The organism is Franconibacter daqui (genome assembly GCF_014644275.1).
Lineage (GTDB): Bacteria > Pseudomonadota > Gammaproteobacteria > Enterobacterales > Enterobacteriaceae > Franconibacter > Franconibacter pulveris.
The window spans coordinates 478,831-498,582 of sequence record NZ_BMKJ01000002.1; the positions used below are offsets into that span (position 1 = coordinate 478,831).

19 protein-coding genes are annotated in these 19,752 nt (G+C 56.9%); 12 read left to right on the plus strand and 7 right to left on the minus strand.

Features of this window, described 5'->3' with window-relative positions; all coding sequences use genetic code 11:
* Positions 1 to 170: 170 nt before the first annotated feature.
* Both mltA and tcdA read left to right on the plus strand, forming a co-directional pair.
* Positions 171 to 1,268 (plus strand): murein transglycosylase A, encoded by a 1,098-nt coding sequence (gene mltA, locus IEX01_RS11550; RefSeq protein ID WP_188723879.1) that lies wholly within the window; start codon positions 171 to 173, stop codon positions 1,266 to 1,268.
* A 57-nt stretch (positions 1,269 to 1,325) separates the two neighbouring features.
* Entirely contained in the window at positions 1,326 to 2,135 is an 810-nt protein-coding gene (tcdA, locus tag IEX01_RS11555; protein ID WP_024556440.1) for a tRNA cyclic N6-threonylcarbamoyladenosine(37) synthase TcdA, read from the plus strand.
* Here tcdA and csdE read toward each other — a convergent pair whose 3' ends face one another.
* Together csdE and csdA are read right to left on the minus strand one after the other, a co-directional pair.
* Entirely contained in the window at positions 2,136 to 2,579 is a 444-nt protein-coding gene (gene csdE / locus IEX01_RS11560) for a cysteine desulfurase sulfur acceptor subunit CsdE (protein WP_024561572.1), read from the minus strand.
* Complete coding sequence (gene csdA, locus IEX01_RS11565) at positions 2,580 to 3,785, minus strand: cysteine desulfurase CsdA (RefSeq protein ID WP_024556438.1); 1,206 nt, start codon at positions 3,783 to 3,785, stop codon at positions 2,580 to 2,582.
* 191 nt (positions 3,786 to 3,976) lie between these two features.
* Between csdA and IEX01_RS11570 the strand changes: the two genes are divergently transcribed.
* From IEX01_RS11570 to rlmM, 4 genes are all read left to right on the plus strand, one after another.
* Positions 3,977 to 4,204: a YgdI/YgdR family lipoprotein gene (locus tag IEX01_RS11570; protein WP_024556437.1), complete on the plus strand. Its 228-nt coding sequence runs from the start codon at positions 3,977 to 3,979 to the stop codon at positions 4,202 to 4,204.
* 342 nt (positions 4,205 to 4,546) lie between these two features.
* On the plus strand, positions 4,547 to 5,464 hold the full coding sequence (gene gcvA, locus IEX01_RS11575; protein WP_024556436.1) for a glycine cleavage system transcriptional regulator GcvA: 918 nt from the start codon (positions 4,547 to 4,549) through the stop codon (positions 5,462 to 5,464).
* A gap of 45 nt (positions 5,465 to 5,509) precedes the next feature.
* Positions 5,510 to 5,905 carry a DUF423 domain-containing protein gene (locus IEX01_RS11580; RefSeq protein WP_024556435.1) on the plus strand — a complete coding sequence of 132 codons (396 nt, stop codon included), beginning with the start codon at positions 5,510 to 5,512 and terminating at the stop codon, positions 5,903 to 5,905.
* A complete protein-coding gene (gene rlmM / locus IEX01_RS11585) occupies positions 5,898 to 6,998 on the plus strand; it encodes a 23S rRNA (cytidine(2498)-2'-O)-methyltransferase RlmM (RefSeq protein WP_024561570.1) in 1,101 nt (366 codons plus the stop codon). Before IEX01_RS11580 ends, rlmM begins: the two co-directional genes overlap by 8 nt.
* 423 nt (positions 6,999 to 7,421) lie before the next feature.
* On the opposite strand, the gene xni is transcribed toward rlmM, so the two are convergent.
* The 5 genes from xni to queF form a co-directional block, all read right to left on the minus strand.
* Positions 7,422 to 8,177, minus strand: a complete 756-nt coding sequence (gene xni, locus IEX01_RS11590; RefSeq protein ID WP_024561569.1) for a flap endonuclease Xni — start codon at positions 8,175 to 8,177, stop codon at positions 7,422 to 7,424.
* Positions 8,178 to 8,305: 128 nt separating this feature from the next.
* The gene (locus IEX01_RS11595) at positions 8,306 to 9,673 is read right to left on the minus strand and encodes an L-serine ammonia-lyase (protein ID WP_024561568.1); all 1,368 of its coding nucleotides are present in this window, start codon (positions 9,671 to 9,673) and stop codon (positions 8,306 to 8,308) included.
* 65 nt (positions 9,674 to 9,738) lie between these two features.
* Positions 9,739 to 11,025 carry an HAAAP family serine/threonine permease gene (locus IEX01_RS11600; protein ID WP_188723880.1) on the minus strand — a complete coding sequence of 429 codons (1,287 nt, stop codon included), beginning with the start codon at positions 11,023 to 11,025 and terminating at the stop codon, positions 9,739 to 9,741.
* Between the two features lie 468 nt (positions 11,026 to 11,493).
* Positions 11,494 to 12,858 carry a nucleotide 5'-monophosphate nucleosidase PpnN gene (gene ppnN, locus IEX01_RS11605; protein WP_188723881.1) on the minus strand — a complete coding sequence of 455 codons (1,365 nt, stop codon included), beginning with the start codon at positions 12,856 to 12,858 and terminating at the stop codon, positions 11,494 to 11,496.
* 107 nt (positions 12,859 to 12,965) lie between these two features.
* A complete protein-coding gene (gene queF / locus IEX01_RS11610; RefSeq protein ID WP_024556428.1) occupies positions 12,966 to 13,808 on the minus strand; it encodes an NADPH-dependent 7-cyano-7-deazaguanine reductase QueF in 843 nt (280 codons plus the stop codon).
* Between the two features lie 70 nt (positions 13,809 to 13,878).
* Between queF and syd the strand changes: the two genes are divergently transcribed.
* The 6 genes from syd (at position 13,879) to IEX01_RS11640 (ending at position 19,742) form a co-directional block, all read left to right on the plus strand.
* Positions 13,879 to 14,424, plus strand: a complete 546-nt coding sequence (gene syd / locus IEX01_RS11615) for a SecY-interacting protein (protein ID WP_024556427.1) — start codon at positions 13,879 to 13,881, stop codon at positions 14,422 to 14,424.
* Positions 14,425 to 15,069: 645 nt separating this feature from the next.
* On the plus strand, positions 15,070 to 15,399 hold the full coding sequence (locus tag IEX01_RS11620; protein ID WP_024556426.1) for a YqcC family protein: 330 nt from the start codon (positions 15,070 to 15,072) through the stop codon (positions 15,397 to 15,399).
* Complete coding sequence (gene truC, locus IEX01_RS11625) at positions 15,396 to 16,187, plus strand: tRNA pseudouridine(65) synthase TruC (protein ID WP_188723882.1); 792 nt, start codon at positions 15,396 to 15,398, stop codon at positions 16,185 to 16,187. The genes IEX01_RS11620 and truC overlap by 4 nt, the downstream gene beginning before the upstream one ends.
* Before the next feature lie 11 nt (positions 16,188 to 16,198).
* Positions 16,199 to 16,648, plus strand: coding sequence for a flavodoxin (locus IEX01_RS11630; protein ID WP_024556424.1), 450 nt, complete (start codon positions 16,199 to 16,201; stop codon positions 16,646 to 16,648).
* A gap of 398 nt (positions 16,649 to 17,046) precedes the next feature.
* Positions 17,047 to 18,402, plus strand: coding sequence for an MFS transporter (locus IEX01_RS11635; RefSeq protein WP_024556423.1), 1,356 nt, complete (start codon positions 17,047 to 17,049; stop codon positions 18,400 to 18,402).
* Positions 18,402 to 19,742: an enolase C-terminal domain-like protein gene (locus IEX01_RS11640; protein ID WP_024556422.1), complete on the plus strand. Its 1,341-nt coding sequence runs from the start codon at positions 18,402 to 18,404 to the stop codon at positions 19,740 to 19,742. Before IEX01_RS11635 ends, IEX01_RS11640 begins: the two co-directional genes overlap by 1 nt.
* Positions 19,743 to 19,752: the final 10 nt, after the last annotated feature.

Here is a 19,752-nt window from a genome sequence, read left to right on the forward strand (position 1 = left end):
TGATGCAACCTTTTTTTAAAACAAACCGCTATTCCTCTGCCCTGTTGCTGAAATATCCCGCCATCTGTTTATTTTTTATCCTTATTTGATTCTACTTAAGGCGAATCCGTTTCATTGACCCCGCGTGTTTGCTATCTTCGCCTGCGGAAAGCGGTAACCTGGAGAGAGTAATGAAAGGGCGTCTGGCAAGATATCTGGCGACAGGAGCGATGGTGGCTATCCTCGCGGCCTGTTCCTCTAAACCGACCGATCGCGGTCAACAATATAAAGACGGCAAGTTTCATCAGCCGTTCTCACTGGTAAACCAGCCGGATGCCGTGGGCGCGCCCATCAACGCGGGCGATTTTTCCCAGCAGGTCAGCGAAATTCGTAACGCCTCGTCGCGCTTATACGGCAGTCAGAGCAGCGTTTATAACGCCGTGCAAGAGTGGCTGCGCTCAGGCGGCGACACCCGCACGCTGCGCCAGTTCGGCATCGACGCCTGGCAGATGGAAGGGGCGGATAATTACGGCAACGTGCAGTTCACGGGCTATTACACCCCGGTCGTGCAGGCGCGCTACACCCGTCAGGGCGAATTCCAGTACCCGATTTACCGCATGCCGCCCAAGCGCGGCCGTCTGCCTTCCCGCGCCGAGATTTACGCGGGGGCGCTGAGTGAAAACTACGTGCTCGCTTACAGCAACTCCCTGATGGATAACTTCATTATGGACGTGCAGGGCAGCGGCTATATCGACTTCGGCGATGGTCGTCCGCTCAATTTCTTCGCCTATGCAGGTAAAAACGGCCACGCCTACCGCAGCATCGGCAAGGTGCTTATCGACCGCGGCGAAGTGAAAAAAGAGGATATGTCGATGCAGGCGATCCGCCAGTGGGGCGAAACCCACAGCGAAGCGGAAGTGCGTGAACTGCTGGAGCAAAACCCCTCTTTCGTCTTCTTTAAACCGCAGTCTTACGCGCCGGTAAAAGGGGCGAGCGCAGTGCCGTTGATAGGCCGCGCCTCGGTCGCTTCCGACCGTTCGATTATCCCGGCGGGCACCACGCTGCTTGCAGAAGTGCCGTTGCTGGACAACAACGGCAAGTTCAACGGACAATATGAGCTGCGCCTGATGGTGGCGCTGGATGTCGGCGGCGCTATCAAAGGCCAGCACTTCGATATTTATCAGGGCATCGGCCCCGACGCGGGGCATCGCGCGGGATGGTATAATCACTACGGTCGCGTATGGGTGCTGAAATCGGCGCCTGGCGCGGGCAACGTCTTCAGCGGTTAATCCCTGCCTTTCGCGGGCGGTTCAGCCGCCCGCTCATTCGTATTACCCGAGGTTATCATGGCAGTCGTTCTTACTGATGCCTGGCGAAGCCGTTTTGGCGGCACCGCCCGTTTATATGGCGAAACCGCGCTTGAGCTTTTCGCCAACGCCCATCTCTGCGTCGTCGGTATCGGCGGCGTCGGCTCGTGGGCGGCGGAAGCGCTGGCCCGCACCGGCATTGGCGCCATTACGCTTATCGACATGGATGACGTCTGTATTACCAATACCAACCGGCAAATCCATGCGCTGCGCGACAACGTGGGGCTGGCGAAAGCGGAGGTCATGGCGGAGCGTATCCGGCAGATTAACCCGGAATGTCGGGTCACGGTGGTGGATGATTTCATCACGGCCGACAACGTTGCGCAGCACCTGAACCAGGACTTCACCTACGTTATCGACGCCATCGACAGCGTGCGGCCTAAAGCGGCGCTTATCGCATTCTGCCGGCGTAATAAAATTCCGCTGGTAACCACCGGCGGCGCGGGCGGGCAGATTGACCCGACGCAGATTCAGGTGACGGATCTGGCGAAAACCATTCAGGATCCGCTGGCGGCGAAGCTGCGCGAACGGCTGAAAAGCGACTTTGGCGTGGTGAAAAACAGCAAAGGCAAGCTTGGCGTCGACTGCGTTTTTTCCACCGAAGCGCTGGTCTACCCGCAGGCGGACGGCACGGTGTGCGCCATGAAAAGCACGGCCGAAGGGCCGAAGCGGATGGATTGCGCCTCTGGTTTCGGCGCGGCGACGATGGTAACCGCCACGTTTGGCTTTGTGGCGGTCTCGCATGCGCTGAAAAAGATGATGGCGAAAGCGGCGCGCGAGGCGCGGTAATTACCCTGCGCGCGCCGCCTGCTTCACCGCTTCGGCCAGCGCGGTTAACCCCTGATTGCGCGACGCGCTAAGCTGCGCGCGCAGCCCCAGTTCGTCGAAGAGCGCTAGCGGGTCGTGCGCCAGCAACGCTTGCGGCGCTTTCCCTTCTACCGCCACCAGCAGCACCGCCAGCAGACCGCGCACGATGCGCCCTTCGCTGTCGCCGTAAAAGTGCAGCGTCCCGTCTGGCTGGCGGCTGTGGCCAAGCCAGACGCGGTTTTCGCAGCCTGGTATTTCAATCTCTTCGCGCTTTAGATCTTCCGGCAGGGCAGGCAACTGCTTGCCAAGCAGGATGAGTTGACGATATTTGTCTTCCCACTGCGTGAGCGGGCCAAAAGTTTGCCGCAGCGTGTCGGCGGTAATGGAAACGCCGAACGGATGCCCGGCAAGGTAACCTGTTGTCATTTAGTCCACCAGAATAGTCAGTGCGCGGTCTACCGCGGCAATCAGCGCTTCGACATCGCCCTGGGTGTTATAAGGCGCGAACGAGGCGCGCAGCGTGCCGCTGACCCCCAGCGCCGCCAACAAAGGCTGCGCGCAGTGCTGGCCCGCACGCAGCGCGATGCCATATTCAGCAAGCAGCGTCACCATGTCGCTGTGGTGTACGCCTGCAAAATCAAAGGCGAGCAGGCTCGAATCCTGACAGCGGAAAGAACGAAAACCCGGGCGCTTTGACAGCTCCGCTTCAGCAAGCGTGGCAAGCCCGCGGCTGTAGCTTTCCGCTTTCAACAAGTCTATGTCGCCAAGCCACTCCAGCGCCGCGCTCAGGCCAATCACGCCCGCCACGTTAGGCGTGCCCGCCTCAAAACGGTAAGGCACCGGCTGGGTTTTGAAACCGTCGAACGAGACGTGGGTGATCATTTTGCCGCCGCCGAGCCACGGCGACATCGCCTCCAGCAGCTCGCCTTTGCCGTAAAGTACGCCGATGCCGGTCGGCCCGTATAATTTATGGCCGGAAAAGGCGTAAAAATCGATATCCAGCGCCTGAACGTCCGGCGGGCAGTGCACCACGCCTTGAGCGCCATCCACCACGACCACGGCCTCCGCCTGATGCGCAAGCGTGATGGCGCGCGCAAGGTCCGGGCAACCGCCGGTCACGTTCGACATCTGTCCCAGCGCCAGAATACGGGTTCGCTCGTTGAGTAAGTCAGGAAGCTTTGCGAGATTGGGCAGGCGATCGGCGCCGACAGGCAGCTTCACCACCCGCGCGCCGGTTTGTTCCGCCACCATCAGCCAGGGGACGAGATTGGCGTGATGCTCCGCTTCGCTGACGATGATTTCGTCATCCGCTTTCAGCCGCGGGCGTGCATAGCACTGTGCGACGAGGTTCAGCGCTTCGGTCGCGCCTTTGGTCCAGATGATATTTTTGCTGTCCGGCGCGTTAAGCCACCGCGCCACCGCTTCGCGGGCTGCTTCATAGCGCGCCGTTAAACGCTGCGCTTCGGCGAACTGGCTGCGATGCACGTTGCCTGCGCTCAGGCTGTAAAACTGCTGCGTCGCTTCAATCACCACCTGCGGTTTTAAGGCGGTGGCGGCGCTGTCGAGATAGACGCCCGCGTCGGCCAGCGCCGGGAACTGCCCGCGAAAACGGGCGGGATTAAATGCTGTCATAATGCTCCTCGTGATAGCGCTCGATCGTCGCGCATTTATCGCGTCAGGACAAGGGAGTTCATAACCATCGGATTAGTCTGTTTATTCTGGCAAAACGGGGAGGGAGGGTTATGCTGAATAATGTTAGGTGAACATTTAAGCCTGTCAGCAGAAGAAGTTTACATAGCATTAAACTCTACAAGGAGAAGAATATGAAAAAGACAGCCGCTGTAGTATCTGCTTGTATTATGGCCTTCGCTCTGAGTGCTTGTTCTGGCCCTAACTACGTAATGCACACCAACGATGGCCGCTCTATCGTCTCTGACGGCAAACCGAAGACTGACGATGACACCGGTATGATTAAGTATAAAGACGCCAACGGCAACCAGCAGCAGATCAACCGCTCTGACGTGAAAGAGATGGTGGCGCTGGAGAAATAAGCGAGCAGGCAAAAAAAAGCACCGCAATTCGCGGTGCTACATTAATCACTATGGACAGACAGGGTAAATGTACAGGAAGTGAAATAGGGTAGCTTTGCTACCATGGTCTGAATAGCAGACCAAATGCAAACACAACAACACAACATCACAACCGTAAGCCAAAAGTCCCTCAGAACGCTCATCCCGAAAAACTTTTCGTTCCGGCTCAGGAAGTGGCGCCACTATAGGTATTTGCTGGTGCAACCTCAACGGACAATTTATAATGCCTCAGATAAAAAAAACTAATAGGTGACGTCCTGTCATCCTTTTTGTTAATGAGCGTTAACACGAAACCCGACAACCATGTCCAAGCGATTACCCCCGTTGAACGCATTACGCGTTTTTGACGCCGCCGCGCGCCATTTAAGCTTTACCAAAGCCGCTGATGAACTCTTTGTTACCCAGGCGGCGGTCAGCCATCAGATTAAGTCGCTTGAGGATTTCCTGGGGCTGAAGCTTTTTCGGCGGCGCAACCGCTCGCTGCTGCTTACCGAAGAGGGGCAAAGCTACTTTCTCGATATTAAAGAGATTTTCTCTCAGCTTACCGAAGCGACACGCAAGCTACAGGCCCGCAGCGCCAAAGGCGCGCTGACGGTGAGCCTGCTGCCAAGCTTCGCCATACACTGGCTGGTGCCACGGCTTTCCAGCTTTAACTCCGCTTATCCGGGCATTGATGTGCGTATCCAGGCGGTGGACCGCGAAGAAGATAAGCTGGCGGATGATGTCGACGTGGCGATTTTTTACGGGCGCGGCAACTGGCCTGGGCTGAGGGTAGAAAAGCTCTATGCCGAATATTTGCTGCCGGTCTGTTCTCCGCTGCTGCTCACGGGCGATAAGCCTTTGAAAACGCCGCAAGATCTGGAAAAGCACACGTTGCTGCACGACGCCTCTCGTCGCGACTGGCAAACTTATACGCGTCAGCTTGGTCTTAACCATATTAACGTGCAGCAAGGGCCGATTTTCAGCCACAGCGCCATGGTGCTGCAGGCGGCTATTCATGGCCAGGGCATTGCGCTTGCTAATAATGTTATGGCGCAATCAGAGATTGAGGCGGGCCGCCTGGTTTGCCCGTTTAACGATGTGCTGGTCAGTAAGAACGCGTTTTATCTGGTTTGTCATGACAGTCAGGCAGAACTGGGTAAAATAGCGGCCTTTCGTCAGTGGATTCTTTCGAAAGCGGCCAGCGAGCAGGAAAAATTTCGTTTTCGCTACGAGCAATAACAACATATCGCGCGCCCCGGCGCGCCTGACTTTTAGGGTTACATTATGACCAGCCGTTTTATGCTGATTTTCGCCGCGGTAAGTGGCTTTATTTTTGTGGCTCTCGGCGCTTTTGGGGCGCATGTTTTAAGCAAATCTTTAGGCGTTGTGGAGATGGGCTGGATCCAGACTGGTCTGGAATACCAGGCGTTCCACACGCTGGCTATCCTTGGTCTTGCGGTCGCGATGCAGCGCCGCATCAGCATCTGGTTTTACTGGAGCAGCGTTTTTCTCGCGCTCGGCACGGTGCTTTTCAGCGGCAGCCTCTATTGTCTGGCGCTTTCGCACCTGCGGCTTTGGGCGTTTGTCACGCCGGTAGGCGGCGTGAGTTTTCTCGCCGGTTGGGTGTTAATGTTAATTGGCGCGGTGCGTCTGAAGCGTAAAGGTTCGGTTCATGAATAAGGTCATTTTGTACTGCCGCCAGGGTTTTGAGAAAGAGTGCGCGGCGGAGATAACCGACAAAGCGGCGCAGCGTGGCGTCTACGGTTTCGCCCGCGTGAAAGAGCAGTCCGGCTATGTGGTGTTTGAGTGCTACCAGCCGCAAGAAGCGGACAAGCTGGGACGCGAATTGCCGTTCAGCTCGCTGATTTTTGCGCGCCAGATGATAGTGGCGGGCGAGTTGTTAACCGATTTGCCGCCGGAAGACCGCGTCACGCCGATTGTCGGCATGCTGCAGGGCGTGGTGGAAAAGGGCGGTGAACTGCGCGTGGAAGTGGCGGATACCAACGAAAGCAAAGAACTGATGAAGTTCTGCCGCAAGTTCACGGTGCCGCTGCGTGCGGCGCTGCGTGAGGCGAAGATCCTCGCGAGCTATGAAACACCGAAGCGACCAGTTGTGCATGTCTTCTTTATTGCGCCAGGCTGTTGTTATACCGGCTATTCGTATTCAGACAACAACTCGCCTTTCTATATGGGCATTCCGCGGCTGAAGTTTCCGGCTGACGCGCCGAGCCGCTCAACGCTCAAGCTGGAAGAGGCGTTTCACGTTTTCATCCCGGCTGATGAGTGGGACGAACGGCTGGCAAACGGGATGTATGCTGTAGACCTCGGTGCCTGTCCGGGCGGCTGGACCTATCAGCTGGTAAAACGCAACATGTGGGTTTCTTCGGTGGATAACGGTCCGATGGCGCAGAGCCTGATGGATACCGGACAAGTCACCTGGCTGCGCGAAGACGGCTTTAAATATCGCCCGAACCGCAACAACATCTCCTGGATGGTGTGCGATATGGTGGAGAAGCCTGCGAAGGTGGCGGCGCTGATGGCGCAGTGGCTGGTCAACGGCTGGTGCCGTGAAACCATTTTCAACCTGAAGCTGCCGATGAAAAAGCGTTATGAAGAGGTTTCGCAGAATATCGCCTTTATTCGCGAGCAGCTGGAAGCAAACGGCATTAACGCTGAAATTCAGGCGCGCCAGCTCTACCATGACCGTGAAGAAGTTACCGTGCATGTCCGCCGCTGGTGGGCCGCGGTGGGTGGGCGTCGCGACGAGCGGTAAGCCGTTAACCTGCAAAAGTGAAATGTGATGATGAGAGGCGGATAAGCGTAGCGTATCCGCCTTTTTTATACGCCCAACGTGCGAAGCTGCGTATGCAGAAGTGAGAAGACATTACGTTCGCCGACGCGTGAGTGCTTTACGTCACTTTTCTCACGCGAACGCGTTCAGGAGACTCGTCGCCCTCTTAACAACCCCGCCTCTCGGCGGATAATCGCCCCTACGGGAAGACCTTATCTTTTTGCCGCTGGCTTCGGGTCAGGCATGTCCCTCGGGTGCGCCCCCTTCACCGTAAAAAAGCTGAGGCGATTTTCGTCTCTCCCGTCACCGGTCGTTTCTTTATAAAGTTTATAAGCGTCACGCCGCCCCGAATGGCCGTTCAGGGGATTCACAATGCGTGCGGCGAGCGGCGTACCGCTGGCCGCTTTATCTGCCCGCCAGCCTCAACTGCTGCAGGTTGCCGTCCAGCTGTAAATCCGTTTTGAGCCGCGCGACATCGCGGCAGATAAAGGCGCTCTCTTTATGCTCCGCCAGCTTCTTGCGCCATTTCTCCGGTGCGTCGTCGAGCTGTGCATAGAGCGTGTCCAGACTGCCGAACTGGATAATCAACTGCGTCGCACTTTTGGGGCCAATGCCCGCCACGCCTGGAATTTTGCTGCTGCTGATGCCGGCAAGGCCCCAGAAATCAGGCAACTGCTGCGGCGCTACGCCAAACTCTGCGGCGATAAACGGCGCGTCCAGCCAGCGTTTCTGAAAGTAATCGCGAATGCGGATGGTGGGAGAAAGCAGCTGGCAATAGCCTTTGTCGGTAGAGACAATCGTCGCCTGCTGGCCCGCCGCCGCGACTTTTACCGCCAGCGTCGCCGCAAGGTCGTCGGCTTCGTTGCCTTCGCTTACCCAGCAGGGTACGCCGTGACGGGCGAACGCCTCGCGCAGCGCGCCCATTTCCGCCTGCAGCGCTTCCGGCATCGGCGGACGACCGGCTTTATAGTCAGGCAACAGCTGGTGCCGCCAGCCCTGGCTTCGCGCTTCATCATCAAAAACCGCCACCGCATGCGTGGGCTGGCTGTGCAAAATTAACTGGTCAAGCGCGTGCAGGCACGCTTCAACGCAGGGGGAGCCCTGCACCGCATGAATGCGCCGAATCAGGTTGAGTGCGTCGACAATTAATAAATGAGCCACTGTCTTATCCCACTGTAAAAGATGGGCTAACCCTATCATTTCAGCAGGGTGCGGGCCAGAAAAGGGCGCAAATCAGGAAGGTGTCTCGCAAAAAATTCCGCCCCGGGCGGGGCGGAAAAGCGTGTGGTTTAATCGCAGGCGACGACTTTCATCGCCAGCCCCCCGCGGGAGGTTTCGCGATACTTGGCGTTCATGTCCTTGCCGGTTTCATACATGGTTTCGATAACCTTATCGAGGCAGACGCGCGGTTCGCTGGTGCGGCGCAGCGCCATACGCGCGGCGTTAACCGCTTTCACCGCCGCGATGGCGTTACGCTCGATACAGGGCACCTGCACCTGGCCTGCTACCGGGTCGCAGGTCAGCCCCAGGTTATGTTCCATGCCGATTTCAGCGGCGATGCAAACCTGCGCAGGGCTTGCGCCGAGCAGCTCAGCCAGCCCCGCCGCCGCCATCGAACAGGCGACGCCCACTTCTCCCTGACAACCCACCTCGGCGCCGGAGATCGAGGCGTTCATTTTATAGAGCGAACCGATAGCGCTCGCCACCAGCAGGTAACGGGTGAGAGAGTTAGCGTTTACTTCGCGGATGAACTTGTCGTAGTAAGCCAGCACCGCCGGTACGATGCCGCACGCGCCGTTAGTCGGCGCGGTAACCACGCGTCCACCCGCGGCATTCTCTTCATTAACGGCCAGCGCAAACATGTTTATCCAGTCCACCACGTTCATCGGGTCAACGGTGGTTTTATCATGGCTGACCAGCATACGGCGCAGCGCGGCGGCGCGGCGCGGCACACGCAGTTTCCCGGGCAACACCCCTTCGGTGGTGATGCCGCGCTCAATGCCGCCGCGCATTACCTCCCAGACGCTCGTCAGGTGCGCTTCCAGCTCCGCTTTGCTGTGCAGCGCCAGTTCGTTTTGCATCATCAGGCCTGAGAGTGAAAGCCCGGTCTGCTGGCAGTGACGCTGCAGATCCGCCGCGTTGCTATAAGGATAAGGCACTTCAACCGGCGCGGCGCTGGTCTGGCCGAAGTTCGCTTCATCGACAATAAAGCCGCCGCCGATGGAGTAGTAAGTCTGGCTATAGAGCACGCTCTCGCCCGCCAGCGCGGTAATGCGCATGCCGTTCTCGTGCAGCGAAAGGTTGTCGGCGTGAAAATTCATGCACTGGTCTATCGGGAATTCGACTTCATGCTGACCGTTCGCCAGCATAAGGCGACCGTGAGTATTCACGTCCTGAATGAAGTGAGGGATGGCGTCTATCTCTACCGTGTCCGGCAGGTTGCCCGCCAGCCCCATAATAATGGCGATGTCGGTATGGTGGCCTTTGCCGGTCAGCGAAAGCGAGCCATAAACATCCACCACCACGCGGGTGACGTTGTGCAGTACTCCCTTCGCGATAAGGTCGTCCGTAAACTGTTTGCCCGCTTTCATCGGCCCTACGGTGTGAGAGCTGGAAGGGCCAATGCCAATTTTAAAGATATCGAAAACACTGATCATGATGCGTCCGTGGCTTGCGCAGAGAAGCGAGGTGCGCCGCCGCAGGGGGCGGCGCAGGAGAGCAATTAGCTAAACAGGGAGTAGAAAATAGCGGAGATAGCGATAAGACCCATCACAACCACAAAAATGTTGCTGATATGGCCGCTGTATTTACGCATCGCCGGCACTTTCTGAATGGCGTACATCGGCATCAGGAACAGGATCATCGCGATAACCGGGCCGCCCATTGTTTCAATCATGCCGAGGATGCTCGGGTTCAGGGTGGCGACAATCCAGGTGGTCACCAGCATGAACAGCGCGGTCATGCGGTTCAGCTTGCTGATTTCGATGGTTTTTCCGCGACCGCGCAGCGATTTAATCACCATGCCGTTAAAGCCTTCGCGCGCCCCCAGATAGTGGCCGAGGAAGGATTTGGTGATAGCGATAATCGCGATGATAGGCGCCATCCAGGCGATAACCGGCGCGTTAAAGTGGTTCGCCAGATAAGAAAGGATGGAGATGTTCTGCGCTTTCGCTTCCGCCAGGTTTTCCGGCGTCAGGCTCAGCACGCAGCTGAAGACGAAGAACATTACGGTCAGCACCATCATGATGTGCGCACGAGCCAGGATGCTGGAGCACTTCTTCTCGGCCCCTTCGGCATACTCTTCACGTTTCGCCACGGCGAACGAGGAGATGATCGGCGAGTGGTTAAAGGAGAAGACCATAACCGGGATCGCCAGCCACAGCGTCATCCACAAACCGTTGCCGGTCGTTGCGCTGCTCAGGGAGAGGGTTTCCAGCGCAGCACCGTTCCACTGCGGGATCAGATACAGCGCCAGCAGCATCAGCGCGGCGACGAATGGGAAAACCAGCACGCTCATCGCCTTAACAATCATCTGCTCGCCGAAACGCACGATGGTCATCATACCGACAATCAGGATAAGCGAAAGGATGGCGCGCGGCGGAGCCGTCATCTGCAACTGGTGCGTCATGAAGCTCTCAACGGTGTTGGTGATAGCCACGCTGTAAACCAGCAGAATCGGGTAGATAGCGAAGAAGTAGAGCAGGGTGATGAGCTTGCCTGCGCCCACGCCAAAATGTTCTTCCACCACTTCCGTAATATCTTCGCCCGGGTTTTTACCGGAGAGCACGAAGCGAGTCAGACCGCGGTGCGCGAAGAAAGTCATGGGAAAAGCGATGATTGCCATAATGATAAGTGGGATCAGGCCGCCTACGCCTGCGTTGATGGGCAGGAAAAGTACGCCTGCGCCAATAGCGGTGCCGTAAAGACCCAGCATCCACATGGTGTCGGTTTTGCGCCAGGCGCTTCGTGCTTCAACCGAAGCAACGGTGCTGGTTTGAGTGGTTTCCATCTGTATCTCCTGAAGAACGCATAAAAAGCCGGTTATTAGTCATATCCAACGAAAAATAGCCTGACTGTAAAATGAAACGCTGTTGATGACGGGTTTTTTATAATTTTTCCCCGTAACTATTGGCGGGCGGAAAGATACATTCATGTTACGAATGCATCAGTGATCCCGATCGCAATTGCAATAATCCACCTTTATTAAGGGTATTTTTTAGGGCATCTGTCTACTTTCACGGCATCAATTGGCATTAACGCACGCAAAGCCTGCCATTTGTGGATGTTGAGGTAAATATAAGGAAATCGAATAGATCATTTTTTGCTGAAAATATGGCGAGTCACAGCGTTTCACCTTGCTGATAGATAAATTCGAATGATTATTGCTGGTGAAAAATGCGTCGCAATCGTTTTCGCCTTGAGGCGGAAAGGAAATAAAAAAGGCGACCATTCGGCCGCCTTATGAAAGGGGGGTTAATCAGGTGCAAATCTCATAACATGGGATATAGGCCGATCCTGGCAGCTTCATACGATGCTGGGCGACAAAGCCCTGCAGCAGATCGTCCATTCGCTTCATCATGCGCGGGTCGCCGTGAATTTTATACGGCCCGAATTGCTCAATGGCGCGGATGCCCACCTCTTTCACGTTGCCTGCGACAATGCCTGAGAACGCCCGGCGCAGGTCAGCGGCCAGCAGCTCCGTCGGCTGGTCCGGGTAAAGCTTCAGGTTGGCCATGTTGGCGTGCGACGGTTCGAAAGGCACCTGTAAGTCTGGCGCAATGCGAATCGACCAGTTAAAGCTGTAAGCGTCGCCGGTCTCACGACGGTTTTCTTTCACCATCGGCATCGCTTTTTTCATCTGGCGCGCCACTTCGGCGGCATCGTCGATGATTATCCGATAATGCTCGCGCGCCTGATGTCCCAGCGTATTGACGATAAACTCATCCAGCACGCGGAAGTAATCGGCGCTCTCTCTCGGACCGGTGAGAATAAGCGGCAACACCTGTTCGCGGTTGTGCGGGTTCATCAGGATGCCGAGCAGATAAAGCAACTCTTCCGCCGTGCCGACGCCACCCGGGAAAATCACAATGCCGTGGGCGATACGCACAAAGGCTTCAAGGCGTTTTTCGATATCCGGCATGATGATAAGTTCGTTGACCAGCGGGTTAGGCGGCTCGGCGGCGATAATAGAAGGCTCGGTCATGCCGATAAAGCGCCCGTCCTTATAGCGCTGCTGGGCATGGCCAACCGCCGCGCCTTTCATTGGCGCTTCCATCGCGCCCGGGCCGCAACCGGTGCAGATATTCAGCTCCCGCAACCCAAGCTGCGTGCCGACACGGCGAGCATACAGGTATTCGGTTTCATTAATGGAGTGACCGCCCCAGCAAACCACCATATTCGGCGCTTCGCCAACGTGCAGCGCCCGGGCGTTGCGCAGAATGGAAAAGATCAGGTTGGTGATGTGGATAGAATCATCCAGATCCAGATGCTGGAAGCGCCCGGCGTTAGAGATTTGACCATTAACGAACAGGATATCGCGCAGCACGGCAAACAGGTTGGCCTGAATGGAACGGATGATGCGCCCGTCCACAAAAGCTTCTTCCGGCGGGTTGATCAGCTCAAGCTTGACCCCGCGTTCGCGACGCAGCACGTTGATATCAAAATTCTCAAAACGTGACAGCAATTCCTTGCTGTTGTCGGTCTGACTCCCCGAATTAAGCACCGCAAGCGAACAATTGCGAAAAAGTTGATAAAGATCGCTGCTGGCGGTGCGTTTGAGCATGTCCACTTCCAGCTGCGACAATAAATCCATTGAGCCAAGAGGGCTAATATGTGTAATCAAGTGAGCTCCTTACGGGGCGAGAATCGCCGCTCCCTCTGATTACAATAGCCCCGGCCTGTTCGGTTTAACAACCCGCCGGGAGAAAATGTCCCGGCGGGCGGCTTCGTTTACTGGCGCACCAGACGGCCCGTGGCGGGGTGAAAAACGGTATTGGCGCGCCAGGGGTTGATATCCAGGCCGCCGCGGCGGGTGTAGCGGGCGTAGACGCTCAGTTTCTCAGGCCCGCAGAAGCGCTGAATGTCATTAAAAATGCGCTCCACGCACTGCTCGTGAAATTCGTTATGGTGACGGAAAGAGACCAGATAGCGCAGCAGCTTTTCGCGGTCGAGTTGCGGGCCGCGGTAGCTAATCTGCACGGAGCCCCAGTCCGGCTGATTGGTGATAAGGCAGTTGGATTTAAGCAGGTGGCTGACCAGCGTCTCTTCCACAATCTTTTCGCCCGCCGCCCCCTTCAGGTAGTTGGCGTCGAACTCATAGTTATCAATCGAAATATCCTGCTCGTCGATACACTCGCCGTGGAAGTGCGCAACGGGTTCGCCTTCAAGTTCGCTCAGGCGATAAAGCCGTACTTCAACGTCGCCTTCCGCGCAGGCGGTTAAATCGCGCTGTAGCGTTTCCCGCACGTTTTCCCAGGATGAGAAACGCGTCTGATTGAAGCTATTAAGATAAAGCTTGAAGCTTTTTGACTCGACCAGGTTCCGGCTGCGAGCATCCAGGGAGACTTCGCCCACGGCGACCTGCGGCAGGCCGTTTTGGTTAAGCCAGGAGAGCTCATAGAGCGTCCAGATATCTGCGCCGTGGAACGGCAGGCTTTCGGCGCTCAGGCCGAGCGGGTCGCGGTTCAGGCTGCGCGGAACAGGTTGCAGCAGGGCGGCGTCATATTCGTCGCGGTAATCCGTGGTTTTACCCAGCGTCAGGCCGCTCAGCGCCTGGTGGTTTTCGTAAGACATGCGTCACCATCAATAATACGGGTACAATATGACGTTAAGTGTACCGTACCTGGTAGAGAGAGAGAATCTGGTGGATAACGAAGTACAACTGGCGCTCGCCGCTTTTACCGACCTTTATTGTGAAGCCTGGCGGCAAAAAGCGGGCACCGGCCCGCAAAGTGAAGCGCTTTATGGCGTACCGTCGCCCTGTGTTGTCGCCACGCGGGGCGAAACCGTAGAGTGGCAGCCGCAGCGTTTTTCCTCGTCGGCCACGCTGGAAGCGGTAGAGCGGGCGCTGGAGATTCAGATTCAACCAGCGGCGCATGCGTTTTATGCCTCGCAGCTTGCAGGCGACATGCCGGCGCGGTTCAACGATATGACGTTAACCCTGCTGCAGGCCTGGAGCGAAGATGATTTTCAACGCGTTCAGGAAAATTTAATTGGCCATCTGGTTATGCAAAAGCGCCTGAAGCTGTCGCCGACGGTTTTTCTCGCCACGCTGGAAGATGAAATGGAAGTGGTTTCGCTCTGTAATCTCACCGGCGAAGTGGTGCGTGAAAGAGTGGGCACGAAGCAGCGAAGCGTGCTGTCGCCGGGTCTCGCCGCATTTTTGCAAGCGTTGAGGCCTGATGTGTAAGACAATTTTGCTCCTCAATTTGTAAGAGATGTCTCACAAGTCTGTAAGACATCAGCGTCATATTTCGGGATTTCCTTAAAAGCCAGTATTTACATTTCCTTAATTATTAACGGCTTATAAAGCGATCTCATACTTACGAATGAAACTAAAGTGAAATCATAATCAAACAGTGCCTTGTAAGACTTCAGTGAATAGGCGATTCTATCTGCGTCGACAAGGAGTCGCACAGTGAAGCGGCTGTCAGGATGATAGGGCTTCACAACAGGACACGCCGGAGTGCGTTGCAAGGAAGGCTTCAGGAACGAAGCGAAAGGAGAGCGCAGGAGCGCTAAGGGACACCTCCAGGAAGGAGAATGAGAGCCGATCAGGATGAACGGTGGGTCAGGATGACTAAGGACGATGCGTCAGGGGGGCGCAAAGTAAACGTCAGGATGATGTGCTGCAGGATGCATTAAAAAGGATGACAGGTCGAAAGGCCGCTGGAAAAGTTGTCACGGACGAGCAGGGAGCATTAAGAAGTAGCCGGACTGCTGCGAAACGAACCGGGAGCACTGTTTTTACAGTGCTCCCTTTTTTTATGCTTTTTTCCTCCGCCCCGCACAATGCTATGCTTCGCCCCCACGCTTTTACCCAGTCGAGGTCTTCATGAAACGCGAAGAACAACTCCGTGAGCAGCTATTGCGCGTTGAAGCAGCGCTCCGCCAGCATCAGCTCTGGCAAAGCACGCCACCGGATGCTGCCGCATTCAGCAGCACGCAGCCTTTTTGCATGGATACGCTGGAGCCTTACGAATGGCTGCAGTGGGTTTTGATCCCGCGTATGCACGCTTTGCTGGATGCGGGCGGCGAACTGCCGGGCGCCTTTGCGGTGGCGCCTTATTATGAGATAGCTCTGGAGGCGCAGCACCCGGGCCGTGAGGCCGTGCTGGCTGAATTACTGGAGCTTGATGCGCTGTTCACGGGTGACGACGCGTGAGCCTTGAGATTATCTACCAGGACGAGTGGCTGGTGGCGGTGAATAAGCCCTCCGGCTGGCTGGTGCATCGCAGTTGGCTGGATCGCGATGAGAAAATCGTGGTGATGCAGACGGTGCGCGACCAGATAGGCCAGCACGTTTTTACCGCCCATCGCCTCGACAGACCCACTTCCGGCGTACTGCTGATGGGGCTTTCCAGCGAGACGGGGCGCCTGCTGGCGCAGCAGTTTGAGCAGCACCAAATCCAGAAACGTTATCACGCCATTGTGCGAGGCTGGTTGCAGGCTGAGGGCGAACTGGACTACGCGCTTACCGAAGAGCTGGATAAAATCGGCGATAAATATTCCCGCGCCGATAAAGCGCCGCAACCCGCCGTCACCCACTACCGTGGACTTGCCGTTACCGAAATGCCGGTCGCAGTGGGGCGTTATGCTACGGCGCGCTACAGTCTTGTGGAGATGTTGCCGAAGACCGGACGCAAGCACCAGTTACGTCGTCATATGGCGCATCTTCGCCACCCGATTATTGGCGATTCAAAGCACGGAGACTTGCGCCAGAATCGCGCGGCGGCGGCGCAGTTTGGCTGCGACAGGCTGATGCTGCACGCAAGCGAACTGTCGCTCGCGCATCCGGTTACCGGCGAGCCGTTAACGCTGCGGGCGCGCTTTGACGCCACCTGGATGCAAGCACTGTCACATTTCGGCTGGCGGGGAATTCTCCCGATGAATGAAGACCTTGAGTTTAACGCGCCTGACGTCCAGGATGAGCTAAACGAGCCTGACACTTAAGAGGTACAACGATGGCGAAAGTAGGGATTTTTGTCGGCACCATGTATGGAAACTCGCTGCTGGTGGCGGAAGAGGCGGAGGCTATCCTTAAAGGCCACGGCCATGACGCCGCCGTCTACGAAGACCCGGAACTGGCGGACTGGGAGAACTATCGCAACGCGTATGTTCTTGTCGTCACCTCCACCACCGGGCAGGGCGATCTTCCGGACAGCATCGTGCCGCTGTATGAAGGAATTAAAGATAAAATCGGCTACCAGCCGGAACTACGCTATGGGCTGATTGCGCTCGGCGACAGCACTTACGCTAACTTCTGCGGCGGCGGTAAAAAATTCGACGCGCTGTTGCAGGAGCAGGGCGCGACCCGCACAGGCGAAGTGCTGACTATCGACGCAAGCGAGTACCCGGAGCCGGAAACGCTCTCCAATCCCTGGGTTGAGAACTGGAGCGCCTTGCTCAAGTAACCCTTTGCTGCCCGGTTCGCCGGGCAGTTTTCCCTGTATCATCCTCTCTTATTTCACCGCCGCTGCGGCGTCAAGCGACACACCTCACACTCCTTCAACCAGCCTTGCCTCTCTCTGCAAATAAGCCACTTTCATTTACGGTTGTGTGAAATATCTCCCATTCGCCTGGGCGAATGCCAAAAATAGACAGTTAATCGTGCCTGTAATGTTAGGGCGCTGCACGATGAGAGCCTGAAAACCCGCCGATATACTCAGACCGTCAGATAAAAAAGCAGCAGCAAAGGGGCGATTTCCCGGCGCCAGAACTGCGACAACCCTTACCCCGTCATTCTGATTACCCTACAGGTTGTGCTGTTCAGAATGAATGTAGCCAACCGCTATGATTCAGGAGTGCAACAATGAATACATTAAGCCAGGCGGCGAGCGTGGCGGAAAAACGCACAAACGCCCGCTATTGGATTGTGGTGATGTTGTTTATCGTCACCTCGTTTAACTACGGTGACCGCGCCACCTTATCCATCGCCGGTTCGGAAATGGCGAAAGAGATCGGGCTTGATCCGGTGGGCATGGGCTACGTCTTCTCCGCGTTCTCCTGGGCCTATGTCATCGGCCAGATCCCGGGCGGCTGGCTGCTCGACCGCTTCGGCTCTAAACGCGTCTACTTCTGGTCTATCTTTATCTGGTCGCTCTTTACCCTGCTGCAGGGCTTCGTCGATATCTTCAGCGGTTTCGGCATTATCGTTGCGCTCTTTACGCTGCGCTTCCTGGTCGGGCTTGCCGAAGCGCCTTCCTTCCCCGGCAACAGCCGCATCGTCGCGGCCTGGTTCCCGGCCCAGGAGAGGGGCACGGCGGTCGCGATTTTCAACTCCGCGCAATACTTCGCGACCGTTATCTTCGCGCCCATCATGGGCTGGCTGACGCACGAGGTGGGCTGGTCGCACGTCTTCTTCTTCATGGGCGGCCTTGGCATCGTTATCAGCTTTATCTGGCTGAAAGTCATTCATGAACCGAACCAGCATCCGGGCGTGAATAAACGTGAGCTGGAATACATCGAGCAGGGCGGCGGCCTGATCAACATGGATCAGAAAAAGGCACAGACCACAGTGCCGATGCGCCAGAAATGGGGGCAGATTAAACAACTGCTGGGTTCGCGCATGATGATTGGCGTTTATATCGGCCAGTACTGCATCAACGCGTTGACCTACTTTTTCATCACCTGGTTCCCGGTTTACTTAGTGCAGGCGCGCGGCATGTCGATTCTGAAAGCGGGGTTTGTGGCCTCTGTTCCCGCCGTCTGCGGTTTCATCGGCGGCGTGCTGGGCGGCGTGATTTCCGACTGGCTGATGCGCCGCACCGGCTCGCTCAACATCGCCCGCAAAACGCCCATCGTGCTGGGCATGCTGCTCTCCATGACCATGGTTTTTTGTAACTATGTCGATGTGGAATGGATGATTATCGGTTTTATGGCGATGGCTTTCTTCGGCAAGGGCATCGGCGCGCTGGGCTGGGCGGTCATGGCGGACACGGCGCCGAAAGAGATAAGCGGTCTATCTGGCGGCCTGTTCAACATGTTCGGCAACATCTCCGGCATCGTCACGCCTATCGCCATCGGCTATATCGTCGGTGTCTCCGGATCTTTTAACGGCGCGCTGATTTACGTTGGCGTCCATGCGCTGGTGGCGGTGCTGAGCTACCTCTTCCTGGTGGGCGATATCAAACGTATTGAGCTCAAACCGGTTGCGGAGACGAAATAATGACAACGCAAGCAAGCCCGATTATTACTGACATGAAGGTTATTCCGGTGGCGGGCCGCGACAGCATGCTGCTGAATATCGGCGGCGCGCACAGCGCCTGGTTTACCCGCAACATTGTTGTACTCACCGATAACGCCGGGCACACCGGCGTGGGCGAGGCGCCCGGCGGTGAAACCATCCTGAAAACCTTGCGGGACGCGATCCCTCAGGTGGTAGGACAGGAGGTCGCGCGCCTGAACAAGGTGGTGCAGAACGTTCATAAAGGGAACCAGGCCGCCGATTTCGATACGTTCGGCAAAGGGGCCTGGACATTTGAACTGCGTGTGAACGCAGTAGCGGCGCTGGAAGCGGCGCTGCTCGATCTCCTCGGCCAGACGCTTGGCGTGCCGGTTTGCGAGCTACTCGGTCCGGGCAAACAGCGCGACGCGGTGACCGTGCTGGGTTATCTCTTCTACATTGGCGACAGACGCAAAACCGATCTGCCCTACCTCACGGGCGAGCAGGCAACGCACCCGTGGTATGCGCTGCGTCATCAGGAAGCGCTCAGCAGCGAGGCGGTGGTAAAGCTTGCCGAGGCGGCGCAGGATAAATATGGCTTCAAAGATTTTAAGCTGAAGGGCGGCGTGCTGCCGGGCGAGCAGGAGATTGAGACGGCGCAGGCGTTGAAAAAGCGCTTCCCGGACGCCCGCATTACCGTAGACCCGAACGGCGCCTGGCTGCTGGATGAAGCCATCGCGCTCTGTAAAGGCATGCAGGATGTGCTGACTTACGCCGAAGACCCATGCGGCGCGGAGCAGGGCTATTCCGGGCGTGAGGTGATGGCGGAGTTTCGCCGCGCCACCGGCCTGCCAGTCGCTACCAATATGATAGCCACCAACTGGCGCGAGATGGGCCACGCCGTCATGCTGAACGCAGTGGATATTCCGCTGGCGGACCCGCACTTCTGGACGCTTTCCGGCGCGGTGCGCGTGGCGCAGCTGTGCGACGACTGGGGATTAACCTGGGGCTGCCACTCCAACAACCATTTTGATATTTCGCTCGCCATGTTTACCCATGTGGGCGCCGCGGCACCTGGCAACCCTACCGCCATCGACACCCACTGGATCTGGCAGGAGGGCGATGCGCGGCTCACGCGTGAACCGCTGCGCATCGAAGGCGGCAAAATCGCCGTGCCGGATGCGCCGGGGCTTGGCATTGCGCTGGACTGGGACCGCGTGCAGCAGGCGCATGAGGCCTACAAATCATTGCCGGGCGGCGCGCGCAACGACGCGACTGCGATGCAGTATCTGGTGCCTGGCTGGACATTCGACCGCAAGCGACCCGCTTTTGGCCGTCATTGATTGAACGAAG